Below are 20,286 nucleotides of genomic sequence, written 5' to 3'. Positions count from 1 at the left end.
ATCCTTAATGCCGCGCCGGCACGGATGTCGGGTTGCCGAAGTAACGCAGGAATTCCGAGTCAGGCTTGAGGATGATGGTGCCTTTACCGTCACCGAAGGATTTTCTGTACGCCTCCAGGCTGCGATAGAAGGCGAAGAAATCCGGATCCTGGCTATACGCCTGGGCGTAGATCTGCGCGGCCTGCGCATCACCCTCGCCACGTATTTTCTCCGCATCGCTCTCTGCATCGGCGCGAATGACCTGTACCTCGCGGTCGGCCTCGGCCTTGATCGCTTGCGCCTGTTGCTTGCCGTCGGCTCGAATGGCTGCGGCCTGTTGCTGGCGCTCGGTCTGCATCCGCTTGTAGACCGCTGCTTTGATGTCATCAGGGAATTCAACGCCGGTGATGCGCACATCCACCACCGAAATGCCAAGCGATGACTTGGTCTGCGCGTTGGCTTGCTGCAGTGCGCTTGCCGCCATGTTGCTCTGCTCACCGTCAACCAGCTGTTGCAGTGTGTGCGCTTCCACCACACTGCGCAGCGCGTTGCTGACGATCGGGATCAAACGCTGACCCGCCTGCAATTCATCGCCACTGGTGGCACGGTAGTAATCGGCGGGATCGGCAATACGCCACTTCACATAAAAATTGACGTTGACGCTCTGCTTGTCGGCCGTGGCATAACGTTGGGGCGGACCATCGAAAGAAAGAATGCGATCGTCCAGCGTCAGCACCTGCTGCAGCAAAGGCACCTTGGCATGCAAGCCGGGCGCGCGATCGGTGCGGAGAATCTTGCCGAACTGCAGCACGAGTACGCGCTGGCCCTCGCCGACCGTATAGAAACTGTTGAAGCCGACGAGAATGAGCAAAATGATGATGATCGCTGCGGTGGTCTTCATGGCTGCTTCCCTTTGTCCGCATCATCGCCAAGCGAGCTGTTCGGCTGAGCCACGGCACCGACACCAGGGAGGTTGGTTGCAGGAACCGCCGTATCGGTGCGATCGCTACCGATATTGATGACACTGTGCCCATCGGAGCCGTCAATCACCTTGTTGCTGACATGAAGGATGTCTTCCATGGTTTCCAGCCAAAGTCGGCGGCGCGTCACCTCGGGAGCCGTCTTGTATTCCTTCAGGATCAGATCGAATCGTTCGGCGTCGCCTTGCGCACGCGCGATGCGTTCGGCCTTGTATGCCTCGGCCTCGGCGGCAACGCGCTTGGCGTCGCCTTTGGCGTTGGGAATTTCCTGGCCAGTGCTGGCATGCGCCTGGTCGATCAGTCCCTGGCGATCCTGGCGGGCAGCCACCACGTCATCGAACGCGTCCTTCACTTCCTGAGGCGGCGAAATGGCCTCGAAGCTCACCTGGGTAACCTGCAGACCGCAATCGTAAGCGTCCAGCGTTTGCTGCAACCGCTTGTGCACTTGCTGCTGCAGGGTGGTCAGATTCGGGGCCGCGGCAGCGCTATCGCCTTGGCCAGTAAGGATGTCGTCCATAGACTGTGCCCCGACCACTGCGCGCACGGCAGCCTGCGCTGCTTCATTCAAAGTCCCATCGGGATCGCGCGTATTGAACAAGTATTTCTGCGGATCAGTGACCTGATACTGGACGTTGAAGTTGACCGAGACGATGTCTTCATCGCGGGTCAGCATGCGGATCTGATCGGAGATGGCGCGTACGCGTGACGTCGCCACCGGCTGTACGGTTTCAACCGGCAGCGGAAGTTTCAAATGGAAGCCGGGCCCTACGGTACGGGCATAGGCGCCAAAGCGTTGGACCACGCCAACCTGCCCTGCGTCTATCACCGTATAGCTGGTCAGTAGCAACCATGCCAACAGGATCGCTATGACGATGGTGAGGATGCCGCCAGGACCACCCAGCCGACCGATACGCTTAAACAGATCCTTGAGCGCACCCGGGACACCCGGCTTGTTGCCGGCGTTGCGCTTGTTTTTGTTCCATGGATCGCGTTGCCCGTTGCCGGGTTCGTTCCAGGCCATGGTCAGTCTCCTTGGGGCCGCTGGGAGGCCGGCAAAAACGGCCGGAAAACGCTAAGTGCAAGATGGGACATGGTGACGGATCGTTAGCGTGCAAGCACTCCGGTTGGGGCGGTGCACAAACGGTCGCATTCTAGCAGAGACGGGTGACTTGGAGCCTGTCCGGCATCTCCGCACGATCTACGCCGGGTCTGTATCGTGCCGGCCGGCATCCTCGTTGGGCAACACCTTAATGTGTTCCTCTTGACGGAGGAACCCGTAAGAACAAAGCAAGGCGGTGAAGTTCATAGCAGAGGTAAGCCCGCCTCGCTCCATCGAAGGACGCGAGGGAGTGATCGCTCATTCAACCGCGGCGTCTGGGCTTCCCAATAATCCCCGCAACAATTCACCTTCTCCGCCTGGGCCACCCGTAAGCGGTGCAAGCACGCTCCTCGGGGCATCGATTCGCAGCCGCCAACCATCCTGGTCTACCGCTTCTTCGGCAATGGCACCCGCCGCTCGCAAACGGGCATGCAATCGTCCGGCGGACAGCGGCAAGCGCAATTCAGACTGCACGCGCTCGCCCCCCAGGCATTCGCCTAAAGCCTGGCGCAGCAAGCCCAGGCCTTTGCCGGTGGCAGCAGACAGCCACACTTGCCGAGGTATCCCTTCGGCGTCGCGCACGATCCGTGGCTCGCCATCCGTGAGGTCGATTTTGTTCATGACTTGCAGCTGGGGAACCTCGCCTGCGCCGATTTCCTCCAGCACCTGATCGACGACCTGATGCAACCGCTCACGCTCCTCGTCGGCGGCATCGCTTACATGCAACAGCAAGTCGGCGTCACGGGCTTCGGCCAGCGTGCCACGGAATGCGGCAACCAGATCATGCGGGAGTTCGCGAATAAACCCTACGGTGTCGGCCAAAACGGCCGGACCACAGCTCAGATCGTCCAGCTTGCGCACCGTGGGATCGAGCGTGGCGAACAACTGGTTTGCCGCGTAGACCTCGCCCTGGGTGAGCGCATTGAACAGCGTGGATTTGCCCGCGTTGGTATAGCCCACCAGGGCCACGCGCGGCACCGTATTGCGCAGGCGTGCCCGACGCTGCTGACCACGCTGGGTCTGCACCTTTTCCAAGCGCTTGGTAAGCATCTTGACGCGCTCGCCGAGCAGGCGGCGATCGGTTTCCAGCTGCGTTTCGCCGGGGCCGCGCAGGCCGATGGCGCCACCGCGCTGTCGCTCAAGATGGGTCCAGCCGCGAACCAGGCGCGTAGCAAGATGCTTAAGCTGAGCCAGCTCCACCTCCAGCTTGCCCTCGTGGGACCGGGCGCGCTGGGCGAAGATGTCCAGGATCAGGCCTGCGCGATCAACTACGCGCACATTCAACAGCTTCTCGAGGTTGCGTTCCTGGACGGGAGACAGCAGATGGTCGACCAGCACCACGTCTGCTTCCAGGGCGCGCACAGCCTCGGCCACTTCCTCGGCCTTGCCGGTACCGATGTAATAGCGCGGATTGGGGGTTTCCACGCGAGCGGGAACACTGGCCAGCACTTCCGCGCCAGCGGATTTCACCAACTCAATGAATTCCTGGGCGCGCTCGGCAGCATCGTCTCCGCCCCGCGAATGCGGGAGGATCAGTACCGCGCGCTCACCCTTCTTTTGTCTGTCAAACAGAGTTAATCAACCTTCGCTTTCGGCCGACACGTGCTCAAGGTGGCTTTCGTGGCCATCGTGACCTTCGTGGCCGTTGCCAACACGCACGTTGCGGCTGGGCACCACGGTAGAGATGGCATGTTTATAGACCATCTGACTCACCTGGTTGCGCAACAGCACCACGAACTGATCGAACGACTCGATCGTGCCTTGCAGCTTAATCCCATTTACGAGGTAGATGGCGACGGGTACGCGCTCACGGCGCAGTGCGTTTAGAAATGGATCTTGCAAGGATTGCCCTTTTGACATTTTTGTTCTCCCCCTCATCACATCGGATGGGCCGAAAAAAAGCGGCGCCAACGACGCCCCGACCCGAGTTCTTGAATGTTAACCGCTTTTAAATCGTGGATGAAAGAGTTTTGTAAGTGATGACAAATAGATAACAAAACCGCGTCATGACCTTTACGAGCGCATCTCACATTCCAGCAAGAAACAGCTCGACGGCATCGGCCGATGCCAGGAGTGCATCGAACCGCTCAGGGTCCAGAATCCGCGCATCAAGCTCACCGCGCAGCCATGTAATCTGCCGTTTGGCAAGCTGACGTGTGGCAAAGATGCCCCGATCGTGCAACTCAGCCGCATCGTAAAGTCCGTCCAAATATTCCCAGGCCTGCCGATAACCCACAGCACGGATGGCAGGTAAATCGCTGGATAAATCCCCGCGCTGCCGCAAACCTTGCACTTCGTCGAGCAGGCCCTGGCGCAACATGTCCTCGAACCGCTTGGCGATCCGGGCATGCAGGGCGGCCCGATTTTCAGGCAAGAGGGCCAGCTTCAAGACCCGCCAGGGAAACGGACGCCCACGCCCCCCCTGCTGCTGCGCGCTGAGCGGCTTGCCGGTCAAGACAATGACCTCAAGCGCACGTTGAATACGCTGAACATCGCCAGGCTTGATGCGCGCAGCCGCTTGCGGATCTTGTTCTGCCAGCCGGCGATGCATACCGACCCAGCCGATCATGGAGGCATCTTCGGCAAGTTGTGCACGCACGCTGGCGTCGGCTTCAGGCAGGCTGGACAGGCCTTGTTGTAGTGCGCGGAAATAAAGCCCAGTACCGCCCACCAGCAAGGGGATTCGACCCGCTTCAGTGATGGCCTGCATCGCTGCCTGCGCAGCTTTGCTGAAATCGGCAGCCGAATAAGGCTCCGAAGGGTCGCGGATATCGATTAAGGCGTGCGGGTAGCGAGCCAGTGTGGCGGCATCCGGTTTGGCCGCGCCGATGTTCAGGCCGCGATAGACCAGGGCCGAATCCACGCTGATCAAGTCGAGTGGGAAGCGTTCGCTCAAGCTGCAGGCAAGCGCCGTTTTGCCCGATGCGGTCGGGCCCATAAGGAAGATGGCGAGAGGACGTCGATCAACAGGCATCCCTCCATTTTATCGAGCATGTTGTCATCCAGGGGCCAGATTGTGGCCGCGTGTGCACTGACCGGCCGCTTATGCGTTGAGAGCCAGGACTTTCTCATTGCGTTTCAGCGCGATGGACGCTTGCTCCTTATCACGAGGTCACTCATGCCATTTCAAAAACCTTGTCGCGTGCCGTACCTCGTTCTTGTAGCGGCATTACTCGTGATTGGACGCGCCACGGCCCAGACCACTTCTCCAGACCACGATTTCAGCGGCATCTGGCAGCTCGATGATAAAGACAGCGACAGCAGCATCGTGATCGAACAACGTCTGCATAAAGAAAAACGGCGCGAGCAAGCGCCTTCGTCGAAGCCTGCATCCGCAAATCCAAACAGCGGGTCGCCATCATCAAATGGTGGATGGGGCGGCCGCGGCGGTGGCGGGCACGGCATGGGGGGCATGGGAGGTGGGCACGGAATGCGGGGAGGTGGGCACGGCAACCACGACGCCCAGGAGTCATCTGGCGATCACAGCGCTCCACCGAAAGATCCGACCCCACCGCTACTCGCGGATGATTCTTTCTTGAACGTGCAGCAGACCAGCACGGGTATGCGCGTGGACTTCAATAATACCGACCGTCTCGATACTCGATTTGACGGCGTTCCGCGCCAAACCCTCAATAGCAATGCCCGAGTGCAAACGCAATTCACACCCAACGGCATGCAAGTGTCGATGGCGTTCGACGACGGCACACGACTTGACGAAACATGGGTCCGATCATCGGATGGTCACCACTTGACCGTAACGGAAACATGGAGCACCGATGAGGTGGAGCAGCCGATTGTGTTCAAACGCGTTTACGACCGGCTGGACATGTGAGGTCAACAAGCGTCCGGCAGGTGAAATGGCAAGCGCTCATGCACCTAGCTGTTGCGGCAGCGCACTAAGTTCCATCTAGGTCATGCAGATATAATGACGGCTTGCCTTCCCCTCCGCTCGTCCCTGGAAGTCCCCATGCCGCAGACTATGAAAGCCCTCGTTAAGCGCAACCCCGAAAAAGGCATCTGGATGGAGGAAGTCCCGATACCGGAAGCCGGCCCGAACGAGGTACTGATCAAGTTGGAGAAGACCGCCATCTGCGGTACTGATCTGCATATCTACAAGTGGGACGAGTGGTCACAGCGTACGATCAAGCCCGGCCTCACCATCGGCCATGAGTTCGTCGGTCGTATCGTCGAGATCGGTCCTGGCGTTACCGGTTATAAAGTCGGCGATCGCGTTTCCGCCGAGGGTCATATCGTGTGCGGCCACTGCCGTAACTGTCGCGCCGGCCGTCAACATTTGTGCCCGAACACCGTTGGTATCGGCGTGAACCGCAACGGTGCGTTTGCCGAGTATATGTCCATGCCGGCGTCCAACCTTTGGCCGATCCCCGACCAGATTCCATCCGAGTTGGCGGCGTTCTTCGACCCCTACGGCAACGCAGCGCATTGTGCGCTGGAGTTCGACATGGTCGGCGAGGATGTGCTGATTACCGGTGCCGGCCCGATCGGCATCATCGCTGCAGGGATCGCCAAGCACATTGGCGCGCGCAATGTGGTCGTTACCGATATCAACGATTACCGCCTGAAACTGGCAGCCGACATGGGCGCGACGCGCGTTGTGAACGTGTCGAACCAGTCGCTGAAGGATGTGATGAAGGACTTGCACATGGAAGGCTTCGATGTAGGCCTAGAAATGAGCGGGAACCAGCGTGCCTTCAACGATATGCTTGATTGCATGTATCACGGCGGCAGGATCGCCCTGCTCGGCATCCTTCCCAAGGGGGCCGGCATTGATTGGGACAAGGTCATCTTCAAGGGCCTTACCCTGCAAGGCATCTACGGGCGCCGCATGTACGAAACCTGGTACAAGATGACCCAAATGGTGCTTACCGGCTTCCCGCTGCAAAAGGTACTGACCCACCAGATCCACATTGACGACTTCCAGAAGGGCTTTGACCTGATGGATGCAGGCAACTGCGGCAAGGTCGTCTGCTCCTGGCATTGATCGCCGCGCCCCTTCCGTCCGATCAGAAGGCAGCCCACTGAAAACCGCCCCGCAAGCCGATGTTTCGGCAACATGCGGGGCGTTTTCTTTTGGTCCAGGCGAGTGAAAGCCGCACAGCCGCACGAAATCGCGTGATCGTGTGCACAATCCCCTGCATCGCACGCTACACTGCGCCGCAAGCGTGCCGACGTGAGTGTCACGGCTTAAGGGAGTGCACGGTTCCTACCGCGCACAAGTCGGTCCGCGATGTAACGGAGGAGCATCGACGGCATGACAAACCGGGGCAGGCCACTCAACGCATGGATGAAAGCAGGTCGTGAACACGCATTACGACTGTCTCGATCCCATCGCCTTCGCATCACGGCAGTCATCATCGCCGTCCTTCTGATTCTGTTCGGACTGTTCGGTTTTTTCGTCGCGCCCGGAATCATCAAGAGTCAATTGCAAAAGCAACTGGCGGCGCAACTCGACCGACCGGTCACCATTGGCGCGATTCATCTCAATCCCTACACCATGCGGCTTGAAGTCGATAAGCTGCACATCGGCGAGCGGGATCGCACGTCACCCTTTGTGGATATCGATGCCCTGGTGGTCAGTGCGTCATGGGGATCCCTGTTTCACTTCGCACCCGTGCTCGACGAACTATCGCTGCAGCACCCTCAGTTTCACATTACACGCACGGCGCCGCAGGTCTTCAATTTCAGCGACATCGTGCAGCGCTTCACCTCCAAGCCCGCTGCCCCCAACGCCTCACCCACCCGTTTTGCACTCTCAAACATAAGCGTGCATAACGGCGAAATCACGTTCGACGACAAGGTTCAAAATACCACGCACCGCGTCGATCAGATCGAGCTGGGCATTCCATTCCTGGCCAACTTGCCGCACGACACCAATATCTTTGTGCAGCCGCTACTGGCAATGCGTGTCGATGGCAGTCCCCTACAAATTCGGGGCCAGACAAAACCTTTTGCCGATAACCATGAATCGGTGATCAGCTTCAACATGGACCACCTGGATTTGGCGAAGTATCTCAGCTACGTGCCCGAGGAACTGCCTGCGGTTATTTCTAGTGGGGAGCTTTCAGGCAAGCTGGATGTGCATTTCGTCGAGACCAAACCCACTCCTCAATTGGTGCTACAGGGAAACTTGCAGCTCGACCATTTCGTCCTCTCGACGCATGCCAACACACCGATGCTGGACTTGGCGCATGGCAGCGCCGCGCTGGCCGATGTACAGCCATTGATATCCCGTTACCACTTCAGTGCCTTGCAGCTGGATGGCGCCAAACTCTACTACGATGCCCTGCCGGGGAATCGCACCAATTTCGATGCTTTGCTGGGCAAGGACAAGCCGGCCGATCCGAACGCGAACCCTACCGACGCGCAAATCACTGCGCTGTCATTGCAAAACAGCACACTCGACTACGCTGACCTCACCGGCCCCAAGCCGACGCATCTGCTGCTGGACAATCTGCACGGTACGATTCACGCTCTTTCCACGGTGTCAACGCAGCCAGGCTCGATCGATCTGACATCCGATTTGGCCGGAGGCTCTCTTCATGCCAGCGGCAGCTTATTGATGAGCGCCAGCCGCTTTAGTGGCAAGGTGGACATGAGCAAGGCGGCACTGCAGCCGCTTATGGCTATGGCACCTTCCATGCTCAATGCGGATATTGCCAGTGGCACCCTGGATGGCAACGCACACGTGCAGGTCGACTGGAGCAAAACGCTCGCGTTGACGATGGATAACAGCAAGGTCACCGCCAACGATTTTGCTTTGGAACAGCACCGGCGTAAACCCGTGACATGGCAGAGCTTGACGGCGGATATCCATCATTTGGACTTGGGCAGTAGTACGGCGCAACTCGACGATGTCACGTTGCAAGGTCTTAAGATCGAAGCACGGCGCCTGAAAAGTGGAAAGGTCGATCTAGCAAACCTGATGAAGACATCGCCGTCGTCGCACGCAAAGAGCAAACAGGCAGCAGCACCAGCATGGCATTGGAGCATTACCCAGCTAAGGGTTAACGGCAGCAGCTTTACGCTGCGTGACCCTGGTCTTCCAAGTAGAAGTGGTCGCTTGGTGATTAAGGCCGACGACTTCAGCATGGCAGGACTTTCCGATGACATGCACAAGCCGATCAAGCTGGACCTGAAGGGCGGAATGGGTCGCGGCAAGTTCCAGGTGAGCGGTACCCTGAAGCCGGAGCCGGCTGACGCCAATTTGCGCATTGTCGCCACACGACTCGATGTCGCGCCATTTGAGTCGCTCATTCAGGTGCCGCTGAACGTTCGCATCGACAGTGCAGAACTAAGTGCGAATGGCCGCGTCCGTTACCGTGACCGCAAGCCGGAACCCCTGGTTAGTTATCAAGGGCGAGTCATACTTGGACGTGTGCGTGTTTTGGACAAAGTCTCCAACGACGACTTTCTGCGCTGGAATTCGCTGGCGGCCAATGGCCTGAAAGTGCGCATGGGTGAAGGTGCCCCTCAAATCGATGTGGGCGGTCTAGCCCTCAATGATTTTTATGCGCGCGTCATCGTCAATACGAACGGGCGCCTTAACCTGCAAGACGTCATTTCCAATCCGGCTGAAGCACCCGTTTCCGTGACGCGTGCACAAAATGGCCCCGCTCCAGCAGCAAGCGCTCCCCCTTCACCCACAACGACAATCCATACGCCTGCTGAGCAAGGTACATCGCCCGGCACCACGCCAGTACAAGCAGAAACGATCGCAACGGCACCTCCAGCTCAAATCCACATTGGCCAGATTATTCTGGCCAATGGCAATCTGAATTACACCGATAATTTCATTAAGCCCAATTACACGGCCAATATCACCCAATTAGCCGGCAAGATTGGTGCCTTTGGCACATCCGCTAGTGGCGCACCGGCAGACGTAACGCTTCAGGGGGAATTGGACGACAATTCGCCCGTCAACATCAACGGGACCATCAACCCGCTTACGCCCGTCGCGTTTTTGGACATCAAGGCCAAAGCGGATGATGTCGAGTTGACTCATCTGACGCCTTACTCCGGAAAGTACGCTGGCTACCCGATCATCAAAGGTCGCCTGACAATGGACGTCCATTACCAGCTCGATCAGGGCAAGCTCAACGCCGACAACCACATCATGCTCAATCAGCTGACCTTCGGCGACCGCATGCAAGGCCCCGGCATCGGCCATCTCCCGGTAAAGCTAGCCGTCGCGTTGCTCAAGGATTCGAACGGTAACATCGATATCCATGTGCCCGTCTCCGGTTCGTTGAACGATCCCCATTTCAGCCTGGGCGGGGTGATCTGGCAGGCTTTCGTGAACATAATCAAACGCGCCGTAACCTCCCCCTTCCGCTTGCTGGCCTCAGCAGGTGGAGGGCAGCAGGACCTGGGGTATGTGGAATTTGCTCCGGGATCTGCAGTACTTGATGCACAGGCTCATGCACGCCTTGCCCAAATCGTGGGCATTCTCACCAAGAAGCCTTCGTTGAAATTGGACATTACCGGTAGGGTCGATCCTGCTTTTGATGAGAACGGTCTGCGCAAGGTGACCGTGGATGACATGGTGCAGAAAGAGGAGGCCGACGACATCGGCACCGCGGCAGCCAAAGCCGCACCTGTCAAACCGGGAACCGACGACTACAACAGATATCTCACCAAAGCTTACAAACACGCGAAATTCAAGAAGCCGCGCGACTTCCTGGGACTGACCAAATCACAGCCTCCGGAGGAAATGATCAAGCTTATGGAGGCCAATGTGACGGTCGACCAGGACGCTCTACGCCATCTGGCAGAACGCAGGGCCGATGCCGCGCGACAATATATGCATGGAAAGATCGCAGATGACCGTGTGTTCGTATTGGCTCCCAGGCTCAATGCGAAAGGCATCGACGACAAAGGCAAGAGCACTCGCGACGACTTTGGCTTACATCAGTAGGCTGGCATCCTCTTCCCTGTTATGGGAAAAGGGCTGGATGAACCACGGCGCGCGCTGCTGAGCGCCATCGGCAGGGCGTATCACCAGCCGTGCCTTTGCGTACACGGGAATAAACCGCGCATCACGCGAGGTCCTTCATCACCCGAACATACAAATCTGGCTAATTCCGGGTTCCCCCCGAGGCTTGAAAGTTCGAAAATGGACGCTTTCCCTACAGCGGCACACCCCCATGAGTTATCCCGGCCACGCACGTTTTGCCCAAGAACTTGAATCCATTCGCCAGCAAGGCCTGTTCAAGGCTGAGCGCGTGATCACGTCGCCACAGTCGGCCGAGATCGAGCTTGAAGGCGGTCGCAAAGTGCTCAACTTCTGCGCCAATAATTACCTCGGCCTGGCGGATCATCCCGACGTTATCCAGGCAGCCAAGGAAGCGCTGGACACACACGGTTTTGGCATGGCGTCGGTGCGATTCATCTGTGGCACACAAGATCTGCACAAGCAGCTGGAAAAAAAGATCGCCGAGTTCTTCGGCACTGAAGACACCATCCTGTATGCAGCCTGTTTCGACGCAAATGGCGGTCTCTATGAGCCGCTGTTGGGGGAAGAAGACGCCGTCATTTCCGATGCTTTGAACCACGCATCCATCATCGACGGCATTCGCCTTTGTAAAGCCAAGCGCTTCCGGTATGCCAATAGCGACATGACCGACCTGGAAGCACAATTGAAAGCGGCCGACGCCGCAGGTGCCCGTACCAAGCTGATCACCAGCGATGGCGCGTTTTCCATGGACGGGTTTATTGCACCATTGGACAAGATCACGGCGCTGGCGGCGAAATACAACGCGCTGGTGCATATCGATGAATGTCATTGCACGGGCTTCCTAGGTCCACACGGGCGCGGTTCGGCGGAGGTGCATGGCGTGATGGATAAGATCGATATCTTTACCGGAACGTTAGGCAAGGCATTGGGTGGAGCGCTGGGTGGCTTCACCACCGGTCATGCTGACATCATCGAGATGCTGCGTCAGCGTTCACGGCCTTATCTGTTCTCCAATTCGTTGCCCCCTCACGTCGTCGCCGCCGCCATCAAAGTATTCGACATGCTCGGTTCAGCCGGCGACTTGCGTGAGCGCGTACAGGAAAACACGCATTATTTCCGCGAACAAATGACCAAGGCAGGCTTCGACATCAAACCCGGTGTGCACCCGATCGTGCCTGTCATGGTCTATGACGCGAAGAAAGCACAGGCGATGGCGTCCGCATTGCTTGACGAGGGGATCTACGTTACGGGCTTTTTCTATCCGGTAGTGCCACAGGGACAGGCACGCATCCGCACGCAGATGAGCGCGGCACATACGCGCGAGCATCTGGATCGCGCAATTGCTGCGTTCACTAAAGTTGGGCGCTCAGTGGGCGTGATTGGTTGATACGGTGCTGGGGCTAGCACATGCAAGCCCCAGCAACGGCGCGCATGGGAACACCGCAGTCCATTGCTCCTTTTTCATATTGCAGCTGCATGATGAAGGCACACAACACGCAATAACGTAGCTCTGCGTGACGCCGCAGTGCTACCTACGGCGTGTTGAATGCCGTCCACGCTCATGCCGAGATTGAAGTTGAATGGACTTTGCAGGTCGCGCCTGCGCGGCTTCGCTCGCAGATAAATTCCCGGCAGCGCTCGCATGGCCAGCCAAACTCGTGACTTCCGCTGCGGTCAGGTGCCGCCACTGGCCTTTCGCAAGTTTGCCCAGGGATAAGCTGCCGAGGGCGACACGAATCAACCGCAGAACACCGATACCCTCCGCTGCCAATAGGCGACGGATGTGGCGATTGCGCCCCTCGTCGAGGGTAATTTCCAACCAGGCGTTCTTTTCTCCCACGCGCAGCAACGACACTCGCTTGGCTGCCAGACGCTCGCCTTTATCTGAAACACCTTGAATCAAGCGATCGACCTGAGTCTGGTCAGGAATAGCGTCGATCTGCACGTGATAGGTCTTGTCCACGTGATAACGCGGATCGGTGAGCATTTCAGCCCACTTGCTGTCATTGCTAAGCAGCAACAAACCTTCGCTCGCTTTGTCGAGTCGGCCAACCGGACCCAACCAGGGTAAGCCTGAGTCCGCCAGCAGCTCATATACCGTTTCGCGCCCGCGCTCATCGGCAGCACTCACCACGATACCGCGAGGCTTGTTGAGCACGATGTAGACACGCTCAACGGCAGAGATTGGGTTGCCGTCCAAGCAAATGCGTTGATGGTCGGGATTCGTCGCACGCTCAGGATCGCGCACAGTGCGACCATCCACGCTCACTCTCCCATCCCGCACCGCTTTTTCGGCTTGGTTCCGCGAACACACACCTAACTTGCTAAGCACACGTGCAAGCCCGAACCGAGGGTTCGGAGTAGGTGTGGCAGCATGCCGTATACCTGATTTAGCCATGACGTTAGAAAACTAAAATGATCGGCAAAAGAAAAGCCCGGCATTAGGCCGGGCTTTTCCCTGACAACACGTCGTCCAATTACTGCTGGACCTGCAACTCCGTACGACGGTTGCGAGCGCGACCCGCATCCGTCTTGTTGGTGTCGATCGGGTCGTCCTCGCCATGACCCACCGGCCCTTCCAGGCGGCTCGCGTCGATACCGTGCGAGGTCAGGTAGTCGTACACGATCTTCGCACGGCGCTCCGACAGGCCCTGGTTGTACTTCGCCGTGCCCACGCTGTCCGTGTAGCCGGCCACCATCACCTTCACCTGCGGATAGCGCTTCAGCGTGTCTACCGCCTGATCCAGGATCGCCAGCGAATCCGAGCTCGGTTCCGCCAGCGTCGGCCCTATGTTCGTCTCACCCTTCTTCGGACGGTCAAACTTGAAGTTCACGCCCTTCAGGTCGATCACCACCTTCTGCGGGCAACCATCCGGACCCACGATCGTGCCTTCCGGCAGGTCCGGGCACTTGTTGTCGCACAGGTTCACACCATTGCGGAACTGCTTGGAGCAGTCCGGTGCGGCCGGCGGCGGCGGCGGCGGCGGTGCGGCAGCAGCCGGCACCGAACCCAGCTTCGCCACCAGGCTGAAGCCCAGGTACCAGTCGCCATAACCGTTATGCTGCGGCAGGGTCTTGTCGTCCCAGTCGTAGCGATAGGCCGCTTCCACGCGGAAGGACGCGCTGTCCGTGATCGACTTGGAGATACCCACGCCTGCCTGCGCAGCCGGCGCCCAATCCTGGTTGAGCGGGTTGTGGTGATAGCTGCCCATCACGCCGCCCATCAGGTACGGACGCCAAGCATTGGCATCACCGAAGAAATAGCGAGCCGACACGCCGTAGTTGTTGTTCGCCCAGTTGTTGCCCTGGCCAAACACCGCCGTGTCCGCCTTGCGCTTGGTACGGTCCACGAACAGTTCCACCGCCACGTTCGGGCTGATGAATTTACCGACCGACAGTCCATAGAAAATCTGGCGGCTACGCGTGTGGCGATCAGTGTCGTTGTAGTAACCACCCACCGTCGGGGCAATGTACCAACGGTCGTCAAAACCGTTCGGCCATGCCGGCGCTCCGCTGGTCTCCGTGCTGCTGCCTGCCGCAGCTGCCGTATTGTCCTGCGCGTGAACGGCACCTACGCCGCCCAGGGCAAGAGCAATCAGAAAATATAGGCCCTTACGTTTCATCAGGTGTCTCCTCGATTATTGGTGTTCGCGTCCATTCCACCCCAGACGGAAATCGCGCGGCAGAACTTTAGGTATGCGGGGGGACTTATTCGCTACCTTGCTTGGTGTCCCTAACAGCAAGCGCGCAAAGTGTAGCAAAACCGTTAAGAGATTCGCACGCCAGTCTTTCGTGAGGCATACCGTTTCAGTGAAGCTTTGTTCAGCTATATAACGCATTTGGTTACGTATGAATACGATTTATAACCTGTGCGAATTTTCCATAAAGAAAAGCCCGGCATTAGGCCGGGCTTTTCCCTGACAACACGTCGTCCAATTACTGCTGGACCTGCAACTCCGTACGACGGTTGCGAGCGCGACCCGCATCCGTCTTGTTGGTGTCGATCGGGTCGTCCTCGCCATGACCCACCGGCCCTTCCAGGCGGCTCGCGTCGATACCGTGCGAGGTCAGGTAGTCGTACACGATCTTCGCACGGCGCTCCGACAGGCCCTGGTTGTACTTCGCCGTGCCCACGCTGTCCGTGTAGCCGGCCACCATCACCTTCACCTGCGGATAGCGCTTCAGCGTGTCTACCGCCTGATCCAGGATCGCCAGCGAATCCGAGCTCGGTTCCGCCAGCGTCGGCCCTATGTTCGTCTCACCCTTCTTCGGACGGTCAAACTTGAAGTTCACGCCCTTCAGGTCGATCACCACCTTCTGCGGGCAACCATCCGGACCCACGATCGTGCCTTCCGGCAGGTCCGGGCACTTGTTGTCGCACAGGTTCACACCATTGCGGAACTGCTTGGAGCAGTCCGGTGCGGCCGGCGGCGGCGGCGGCGGCGGTGCGGCAGCAGCCGGCACCGAACCCAGCTTCGCCACCAGGCTGAAGCCCAGGTACCAGTCGCCATAACCGTTATGCTGCGGCAGGGTCTTGTCGTCCCAGTCGTAGCGATAGGCCGCTTCCACGCGGAAGGACGCGCTGTCCGTGATCGACTTGGAGATACCCACGCCTGCCTGCGCAGCCGGCGCCCAATCCTGGTTGAGCGGGTTGTGGTGATAGCTGCCCATCACGCCGCCCATCAGGTACGGACGCCAAGCATTGGCATCACCGAAGAAATAGCGAGCCGACACGCCGTAGTTGTTGTTCGCCCAGTTGTTGCCCTGGCCAAACACCGCCGTGTCCGCCTTGCGCTTGGTACGGTCCACGAACAGTTCCACCGCCACGTTCGGGCTGATGAATTTACCGACCGACAGTCCATAGAAAATCTGGCGGCTACGCGTGTGGCGATCAGTGTCGTTGTAGTAACCACCCACCGTCGGGGCAATGTACCAACGGTCGTCAAAACCGTTCGGCCATGCCGGCGCTCCGCTGGTCTCCGTGCTGCTGCCTGCCGCAGCTGCCGTATTGTCCTGCGCGTGAACGGCACCTACGCCGCCCAGGGCAAGAGCAATCAGAAAATATAGGCCCTTACGTTTCATCAGGTGTCTCCTCTTTACTTAATGAGTAGGGCATTTATCCCGCCAAGCGTGGAAAACCGTCTTACCGCGTCCAAATAACCAAATTACGCGGGCAACGAAATTTCCTGCAGTGGATCGCACCCGGTGTCACGCAGTTTAACCAAAACTAAACAGTTTGCAAAATCAAGACACCAACCCGCCCATGGACAAACCACCACTTTCTGATATTGACCAAGAAGCCCGTCCAGTCGAAACCAGACAGGGCTTCTTGCTCATGCTCCTTAGATTTTCTGCTCACGCTGTCTTTACAACGTGAAGAAATTTAGAAGGTTTAACTCGCGAAAAGGCCCAGGAAGGCATGGATCGGCATGGCATCAAGCTTCGCAGGGTCCGCGGTAATGTCCAGAATGGCCTTAACCTTATGGGCAGGCAGGTGACCGCGCATCGCAGCTTCAAACTTCTTCAGCAGTACAGGGATACCTTCCGCCCGCCGCTTGCGGTGGCCGATCGGATAGTCGATAGAAACCTTCTCGGTGCTGGAACCGTCCTTGAAGAACACTTGCACCGAGTTTCCGATGTAGCGTTTTTCCGGGTCGAAATAATCTTTGGTGAACTGCGGATTCTCTGTCACCACCATCTTCTCGCGCAGCGTATCGATGCGGGGGTCGGCCGCCACGTCATCGTTGTAATCATCCGCGGTAAGGCGGCCAAAGATCAGCGGAACCGCCACCATGTACTGGATGCAATGGTCGCGATCAGCATAATTGGCCAATGGGCCGGTCTTGTCGATGATGCGGCAGCCCGCTTCCTGTGTCTCGATCACCACCTTCTCGATCTGATCGAGCTTGCCGGCCACCTGCGCGTGTAGCTTCATAGCGCACTCAACCGCTGTCTGCGCATGAAATTCAGCAGGGAAGCTTATCTTGAAGAGCACGTTTTCCATCACATAACTGCCGAATGGGCGCTCGAACTCGAAGGGTTTGCCCTTGAACGCCACGTCGTAATAACCCCAGGTCTTGGCTGTGAGGGCGGATGGATACCCCACGACGCCGCGATACACTGCATTGATGGCGTGAGTAACCGCGCGACGGCAGGCATCACCGGCCGCCCAGCTCTTGCGTGGCCCCGTGTTCGGAGCATGGCGATACGTACGCAGCGCACCGTTGTCGATCCAACTGTGGGACACCGCTGTAATGATTTGATCCTTGTTACCACCCAGCATGGCCGTGGCCACCGCCGTAGAGGCAAGACGCACCAGGATCACGTGATCTTGTCCGACACGATTGAAGCTATTTAGCAACGCATAACAGCCCTGGATCTCATGGGCCTTGATTGCATACGCCAGCACATCTCGCACTGTCAGCGCCTTGCCGCCCTCGCGCTGGGCTTGGCGTCCGAGGTAATCCGCCACCGCAAGGATTGCCCCAAGGTTGTCCGAAGGATGCCCCCACTCTGCGGCCAACCATGTGTCATTGAAATCCAGCCAGCGAATCTGCGTGCCGATGGCAAAAGCCGCCTGTACCGGATCCAACTCGTAACTCGTACCCGGGACGCGCGCGCCCCCCGGCAAGGTGGCGCCTGGAACAATGGGCCCCAGATGCTTCACGCACTCCGGAAACTTCATCGCCAGCATGGCCGTACCCAGCGAGTCGAGCAGCATGTAGCGCGCGGTGTCGTAAGCCTCGGTCGAATCAATTCGGTAATCGGCAACGTAATGGGCGATGTCGACCAGCGGTTGATCAGGATCAGGACGCTTGGCAGAGCGGATATCGTGCGCACTCATGGGAGATCTCGTGGGTTAGGAAAACGTACATTGTAACTGGCTGCCCTGTTTAACGCCGCCAACTGAACGCGGCGCCCCCACTCCCGCACACGCAAAAACTTGACCTGCGTGCCCTCACTTCCGAGAATGCTGGTTCATCCCAAAGGGGAGTAGTTCCGGATACGGCCTTCGTATCCGTGCGGCGATCGTCATCACGAGCGACATATCGCTCCGGGCGCCGCAGTGGCCAAGGCCTCGGACGAGACTTTTGCGGTGGTGACGGGCCGGCGCGCGCCCGTCGTCGCCGCTTGAGTCGCGTGCCAAGGAACCCACATGGCTTTCCCCGCGCATCTGTTCTCAGACCTGCTTACCATCGTATTGCTGGACCTGGTCCTGGCCGGCGATAACGCCATTGTGATTGCGCTCGCCGCGCACAACCTCCCCCGCCCAATACAAACACAAGCCGTGCTATGGGGCACGCTGGGCGCCGTTGTCATACGGATAGTCCTTACCGTCTTGGTGGTGTATTTGCTGGGACTACCCGGCCTGATGCTGGCAGGCGGCCTGTTATTGATCCCGATCGCCTGGAAACTGTTGAAGCCCGGGCAAGACACTCATCGATCCGTTGCTGCGGCAACAGGCTTTTGGGCGGCGCTTCGTACGATCGTGCTCGCCGACGTATTAATGGGCCTGGATAACGTCCTGGCTATCGCCGGCGCTGCCAAGGGACATATGGGCTTGGTCGTAATGGGGCTGCTTATCAGCATACCTCTCGTGGTGTGGGGCTCGACGCTGATTCTGAAATTAATCGAACGCCTGCCCATCATCGTCTACGCAGGCGCTGCGGCCATCGCATGGACAGCCGGCAGGATGATCAGCCATGAGCTGCTGTGGCGCCATTGGTTTGATGGGCATAGCTGGATAAAACATTTGCTGGAAATAAGCCTGGTATTGCTGATTTGCGGCGGCCGATACTTGTTCAATCGCAATACGAAAAAGGCCTGAAGGCCTAACGCGCCGCAATGGAAATGGCTCGCCAAGGGCACGCCTGAAGTAAATCGCTGGGGTGCGTTTCCCAGTTCAGATGTGGACCTGGCGTTCAAACCCTCGTTCGGCGCTCAACGCTTTATTTGCTGACGAAACCCCAACCCCGCATTGCGCGCATCGGCGGGCCAACGTTTGCATAATCGGTTTCGGCGACTGAACACCCAACGGAAGGCTCGCGAGTGGCTCGCTAGCTATCGCCCCGTGGGCAGATGCTTACCTTTTTGTTAGTACTTCGATGAGCGAAAGGCAGACAGGTAGATTCAGCGGCCTTCTCAATCCTGGAAGCATTCAGACGAGAATCCCCACGTGGAAGCCGTCATGGAGGCCAACGGCCCATAAGACCCGCGTGCTACCTCCTGCTCGGTGCCGGCCGCAATCTGCAAGCAGATAGCCGGCTCCGAGCCCCGCCTCAGAAACGCAAACGCAGAAAGACCGACGGTCCATCCATTCGCATAGCCAAGGCATCGTTGTAATCGGTATGGCGTTGATGGATTGTGATGCGCGTGTAATCGTACTCGGCACCAAATCCAACGTTCTGCCATGGGAACCACTCCATGCCCAATGCAGCATCGTAAATATGACCGCCTAGATGGCTGCCGTTTTTCTTTACACCTGAAGCGTTGAAGTACATGCGCAGATTATTGCTGAACGCGTGCCGCCAACCCAGCTGCAGCTCCGGCGCCCATGCACTTTCAGTGGTATAGGCCGAGGTGTATCCCGACGCCTGCCCAAAAGGACCAGCATGGAGCGTCGCTTCGCCGCTAATACCCGCATGCACTCGATAATAAGCAGCACCCACGCCTATACCGAACACGTCGATTCCATGGCCGAACCACCATCGATAGGCGGCACTGCCAAAATCAAAATCGATGCGACCGGTTACTGAAGCAGACGCACCGAACGTATTCCCATTGAAGCCGACGGCCGTACTGAGCGACTTAGTGCGCGATTGATCGATCTGGTAGTAGTCGAACGAAAAACCCTGGCTTTCGCCCAGGAGAAAATCAAAACGCGCACGCGGCACAGTCTGATGCGATGGAAAGCCAAGATCATGCTGGAGATTGAGTCGACCCTTGACGTTCGGATTATTCAAACCTGCACTGATGGTCGTGCTTGTATCGGCGTAATAGCCACCGAGCCATAAGCTGATGCGATCGAGTGCAGGGGAAACATCCGGATCTGCGTTATCGGCTGTTGCTGTTCCTGCCGACAAAGCCAGAACGGCGAATACAAAGCAGCGGCAGCTGCGTGTTGAAGCGGCACAACGCATAATGGGACTCCATAGCTCCTTCAACGAAAGCGCCGAAACGACTGCACGGCGTTGCCAAAAAGGACGAAAGCCTTTCGCTTCGGATACTAGGGAGCCAGGTTGTGCACACACCGT

General features: G+C 58.2%; 14 protein-coding genes and 1 pseudogene. 5 read left to right on the top strand and 10 right to left on the bottom strand.

From position 1 onward, the window contains the following. Nucleotides 1–4 precede the first annotated feature (4 nt). The 5 genes from hflC to miaA all read right to left on the bottom strand — a co-directional run bounded on the left by hflC (nucleotide 5) and on the right by miaA (nucleotide 5,032). On the bottom strand, nucleotides 5–880 hold the full coding sequence (gene hflC / locus AC4HNJ_RS12680) for a protease modulator HflC (protein ID WP_490479946.1): 876 nt from the start codon (nucleotides 878–880) through the stop codon (nucleotides 5–7). Beyond that, nucleotides 877–1,980 carry an FtsH protease activity modulator HflK gene (hflK, locus tag AC4HNJ_RS12675; RefSeq protein ID WP_490479945.1) on the bottom strand — a complete coding sequence of 368 codons (1,104 nt, stop codon included), beginning with the start codon at nucleotides 1,978–1,980 and terminating at the stop codon, nucleotides 877–879. The genes hflC and hflK overlap by 4 nt, the downstream gene beginning before the upstream one ends. 336 nt (nucleotides 1,981–2,316) lie before the next feature. Further along, nucleotides 2,317–3,630, bottom strand: coding sequence for a ribosome rescue GTPase HflX (gene hflX, locus AC4HNJ_RS12670; protein WP_490480093.1), 1,314 nt, complete (start codon nucleotides 3,628–3,630; stop codon nucleotides 2,317–2,319). A 6-nt stretch (nucleotides 3,631–3,636) separates the two neighbouring features. Further along, nucleotides 3,637–3,918, bottom strand: coding sequence for an RNA chaperone Hfq (gene hfq, locus AC4HNJ_RS12665; RefSeq protein WP_490479944.1), 282 nt, complete (start codon nucleotides 3,916–3,918; stop codon nucleotides 3,637–3,639). A gap of 166 nt (nucleotides 3,919–4,084) precedes the next feature. Further along, the gene (miaA, locus tag AC4HNJ_RS12660) at nucleotides 4,085–5,032 is read right to left on the bottom strand and encodes a tRNA (adenosine(37)-N6)-dimethylallyltransferase MiaA (RefSeq protein ID WP_490479943.1); all 948 of its coding nucleotides are present in this window, start codon (nucleotides 5,030–5,032) and stop codon (nucleotides 4,085–4,087) included. 144 nt (nucleotides 5,033–5,176) lie between these two features. Here miaA and AC4HNJ_RS12655 point away from each other — a divergent pair, with 144 nt between their 5' ends. The 4 genes from AC4HNJ_RS12655 (at nucleotide 5,177) to kbl (ending at nucleotide 12,419) form a co-directional block, all read left to right on the top strand. Next, a complete protein-coding gene (locus tag AC4HNJ_RS12655) occupies nucleotides 5,177–5,890 on the top strand; it encodes a hypothetical protein (protein ID WP_490479942.1) in 714 nt (237 codons plus the stop codon). A gap of 135 nt (nucleotides 5,891–6,025) precedes the next feature. Next, nucleotides 6,026–7,060 (top strand): L-threonine 3-dehydrogenase, encoded by a 1,035-nt coding sequence (tdh, locus tag AC4HNJ_RS12650; protein ID WP_490479941.1) that lies wholly within the window; start codon nucleotides 6,026–6,028, stop codon nucleotides 7,058–7,060. A gap of 270 nt (nucleotides 7,061–7,330) precedes the next feature. After that, nucleotides 7,331–10,993: a DUF748 domain-containing protein gene (locus tag AC4HNJ_RS12645; protein WP_490479940.1), complete on the top strand. Its 3,663-nt coding sequence runs from the start codon at nucleotides 7,331–7,333 to the stop codon at nucleotides 10,991–10,993. Nucleotides 10,994–11,222: 229 nt separating this feature from the next. Further along, entirely contained in the window at nucleotides 11,223–12,419 is a 1,197-nt protein-coding gene (kbl, locus tag AC4HNJ_RS12640; protein WP_490479939.1) for a glycine C-acetyltransferase, read from the top strand. A gap of 243 nt (nucleotides 12,420–12,662) precedes the next feature. On the opposite strand, the pseudogene AC4HNJ_RS12635 reads toward kbl, so the two are convergent. The 4 genes and pseudogenes from AC4HNJ_RS12635 to AC4HNJ_RS12620 form a co-directional block, all read right to left on the bottom strand. Continuing rightward, a pseudogene (locus tag AC4HNJ_RS12635) lies at nucleotides 12,663–13,430 on the bottom strand (pseudouridine synthase); the annotation flags it as partial. Between the two features lie 79 nt (nucleotides 13,431–13,509). Then, on the bottom strand, nucleotides 13,510–14,655 hold the full coding sequence (locus AC4HNJ_RS12630; RefSeq protein ID WP_490479938.1) for an OmpA family protein: 1,146 nt from the start codon (nucleotides 14,653–14,655) through the stop codon (nucleotides 13,510–13,512). A 313-nt stretch (nucleotides 14,656–14,968) separates the two neighbouring features. Further along, the gene (locus AC4HNJ_RS12625) at nucleotides 14,969–16,114 is read right to left on the bottom strand and encodes an OmpA family protein (protein ID WP_490479938.1); all 1,146 of its coding nucleotides are present in this window, start codon (nucleotides 16,112–16,114) and stop codon (nucleotides 14,969–14,971) included. 310 nt (nucleotides 16,115–16,424) lie between these two features. Continuing rightward, nucleotides 16,425–17,876: a bifunctional 2-methylcitrate dehydratase/aconitate hydratase gene (locus AC4HNJ_RS12620; RefSeq protein ID WP_490479937.1), complete on the bottom strand. Its 1,452-nt coding sequence runs from the start codon at nucleotides 17,874–17,876 to the stop codon at nucleotides 16,425–16,427. Nucleotides 17,877–18,188: 312 nt separating this feature from the next. Between AC4HNJ_RS12620 and AC4HNJ_RS12615 the strand changes: the two genes are divergently transcribed. Next, on the top strand, nucleotides 18,189–18,860 hold the full coding sequence (locus tag AC4HNJ_RS12615) for a YjbE family putative metal transport protein (protein ID WP_490479936.1): 672 nt from the start codon (nucleotides 18,189–18,191) through the stop codon (nucleotides 18,858–18,860). Between the two features lie 451 nt (nucleotides 18,861–19,311). On the opposite strand, the gene AC4HNJ_RS12610 is transcribed toward AC4HNJ_RS12615, so the two are convergent. Further along, nucleotides 19,312–20,172 carry an autotransporter outer membrane beta-barrel domain-containing protein gene (locus AC4HNJ_RS12610; RefSeq protein WP_490479935.1) on the bottom strand — a complete coding sequence of 287 codons (861 nt, stop codon included), beginning with the start codon at nucleotides 20,170–20,172 and terminating at the stop codon, nucleotides 19,312–19,314. Between the last annotated feature and the right edge of the window lie 114 nt (nucleotides 20,173–20,286).

The sequence above is a fragment of the Dyella sp. SYSU CM1112 genome (assembly GCF_058216415.1).
This window is presented reverse-complemented; position numbering and strand designations above follow the sequence as displayed.

Excerpts from the sequence above, each read along its gene's own strand:
- hflC (WP_490479946.1), bottom strand. The coding sequence starts at position 880 with ATGAAGACCACCGCAGCGATCATCATCATTTTGCTCATTCTCGTCGGC.
- hflK (WP_490479945.1), bottom strand. The coding sequence starts at position 1,980 with ATGGCCTGGAACGAACCCGGCAACGGGCAACGCGATCCATGGAACAAA.
- hfq (WP_490479944.1), bottom strand. The coding sequence starts at position 3,918 with ATGTCAAAAGGGCAATCCTTGCAAGATCCATTTCTAAACGCACTGCGC.
- miaA (WP_490479943.1), bottom strand. The coding sequence starts at position 5,032 with ATGCCTGTTGATCGACGTCCTCTCGCCATCTTCCTTATGGGCCCGACC.
- AC4HNJ_RS12655 (WP_490479942.1), top strand. The coding sequence starts at position 5,177 with ATGCCATTTCAAAAACCTTGTCGCGTGCCGTACCTCGTTCTTGTAGCG.
- tdh (WP_490479941.1), top strand. The coding sequence starts at position 6,026 with ATGCCGCAGACTATGAAAGCCCTCGTTAAGCGCAACCCCGAAAAAGGC.
- AC4HNJ_RS12645 (WP_490479940.1), top strand. The coding sequence starts at position 7,331 with ATGACAAACCGGGGCAGGCCACTCAACGCATGGATGAAAGCAGGTCGT.
- kbl (WP_490479939.1), top strand. The coding sequence starts at position 11,223 with ATGAGTTATCCCGGCCACGCACGTTTTGCCCAAGAACTTGAATCCATT.
- AC4HNJ_RS12630 (WP_490479938.1), bottom strand. The coding sequence starts at position 14,655 with ATGAAACGTAAGGGCCTATATTTTCTGATTGCTCTTGCCCTGGGCGGC.
- AC4HNJ_RS12625 (WP_490479938.1), bottom strand. The coding sequence starts at position 16,114 with ATGAAACGTAAGGGCCTATATTTTCTGATTGCTCTTGCCCTGGGCGGC.
- AC4HNJ_RS12620 (WP_490479937.1), bottom strand. The coding sequence starts at position 17,876 with ATGAGTGCGCACGATATCCGCTCTGCCAAGCGTCCTGATCCTGATCAA.
- AC4HNJ_RS12615 (WP_490479936.1), top strand. The coding sequence starts at position 18,189 with ATGGCTTTCCCCGCGCATCTGTTCTCAGACCTGCTTACCATCGTATTG.
- AC4HNJ_RS12610 (WP_490479935.1), bottom strand. The coding sequence starts at position 20,172 with ATGCGTTGTGCCGCTTCAACACGCAGCTGCCGCTGCTTTGTATTCGCC.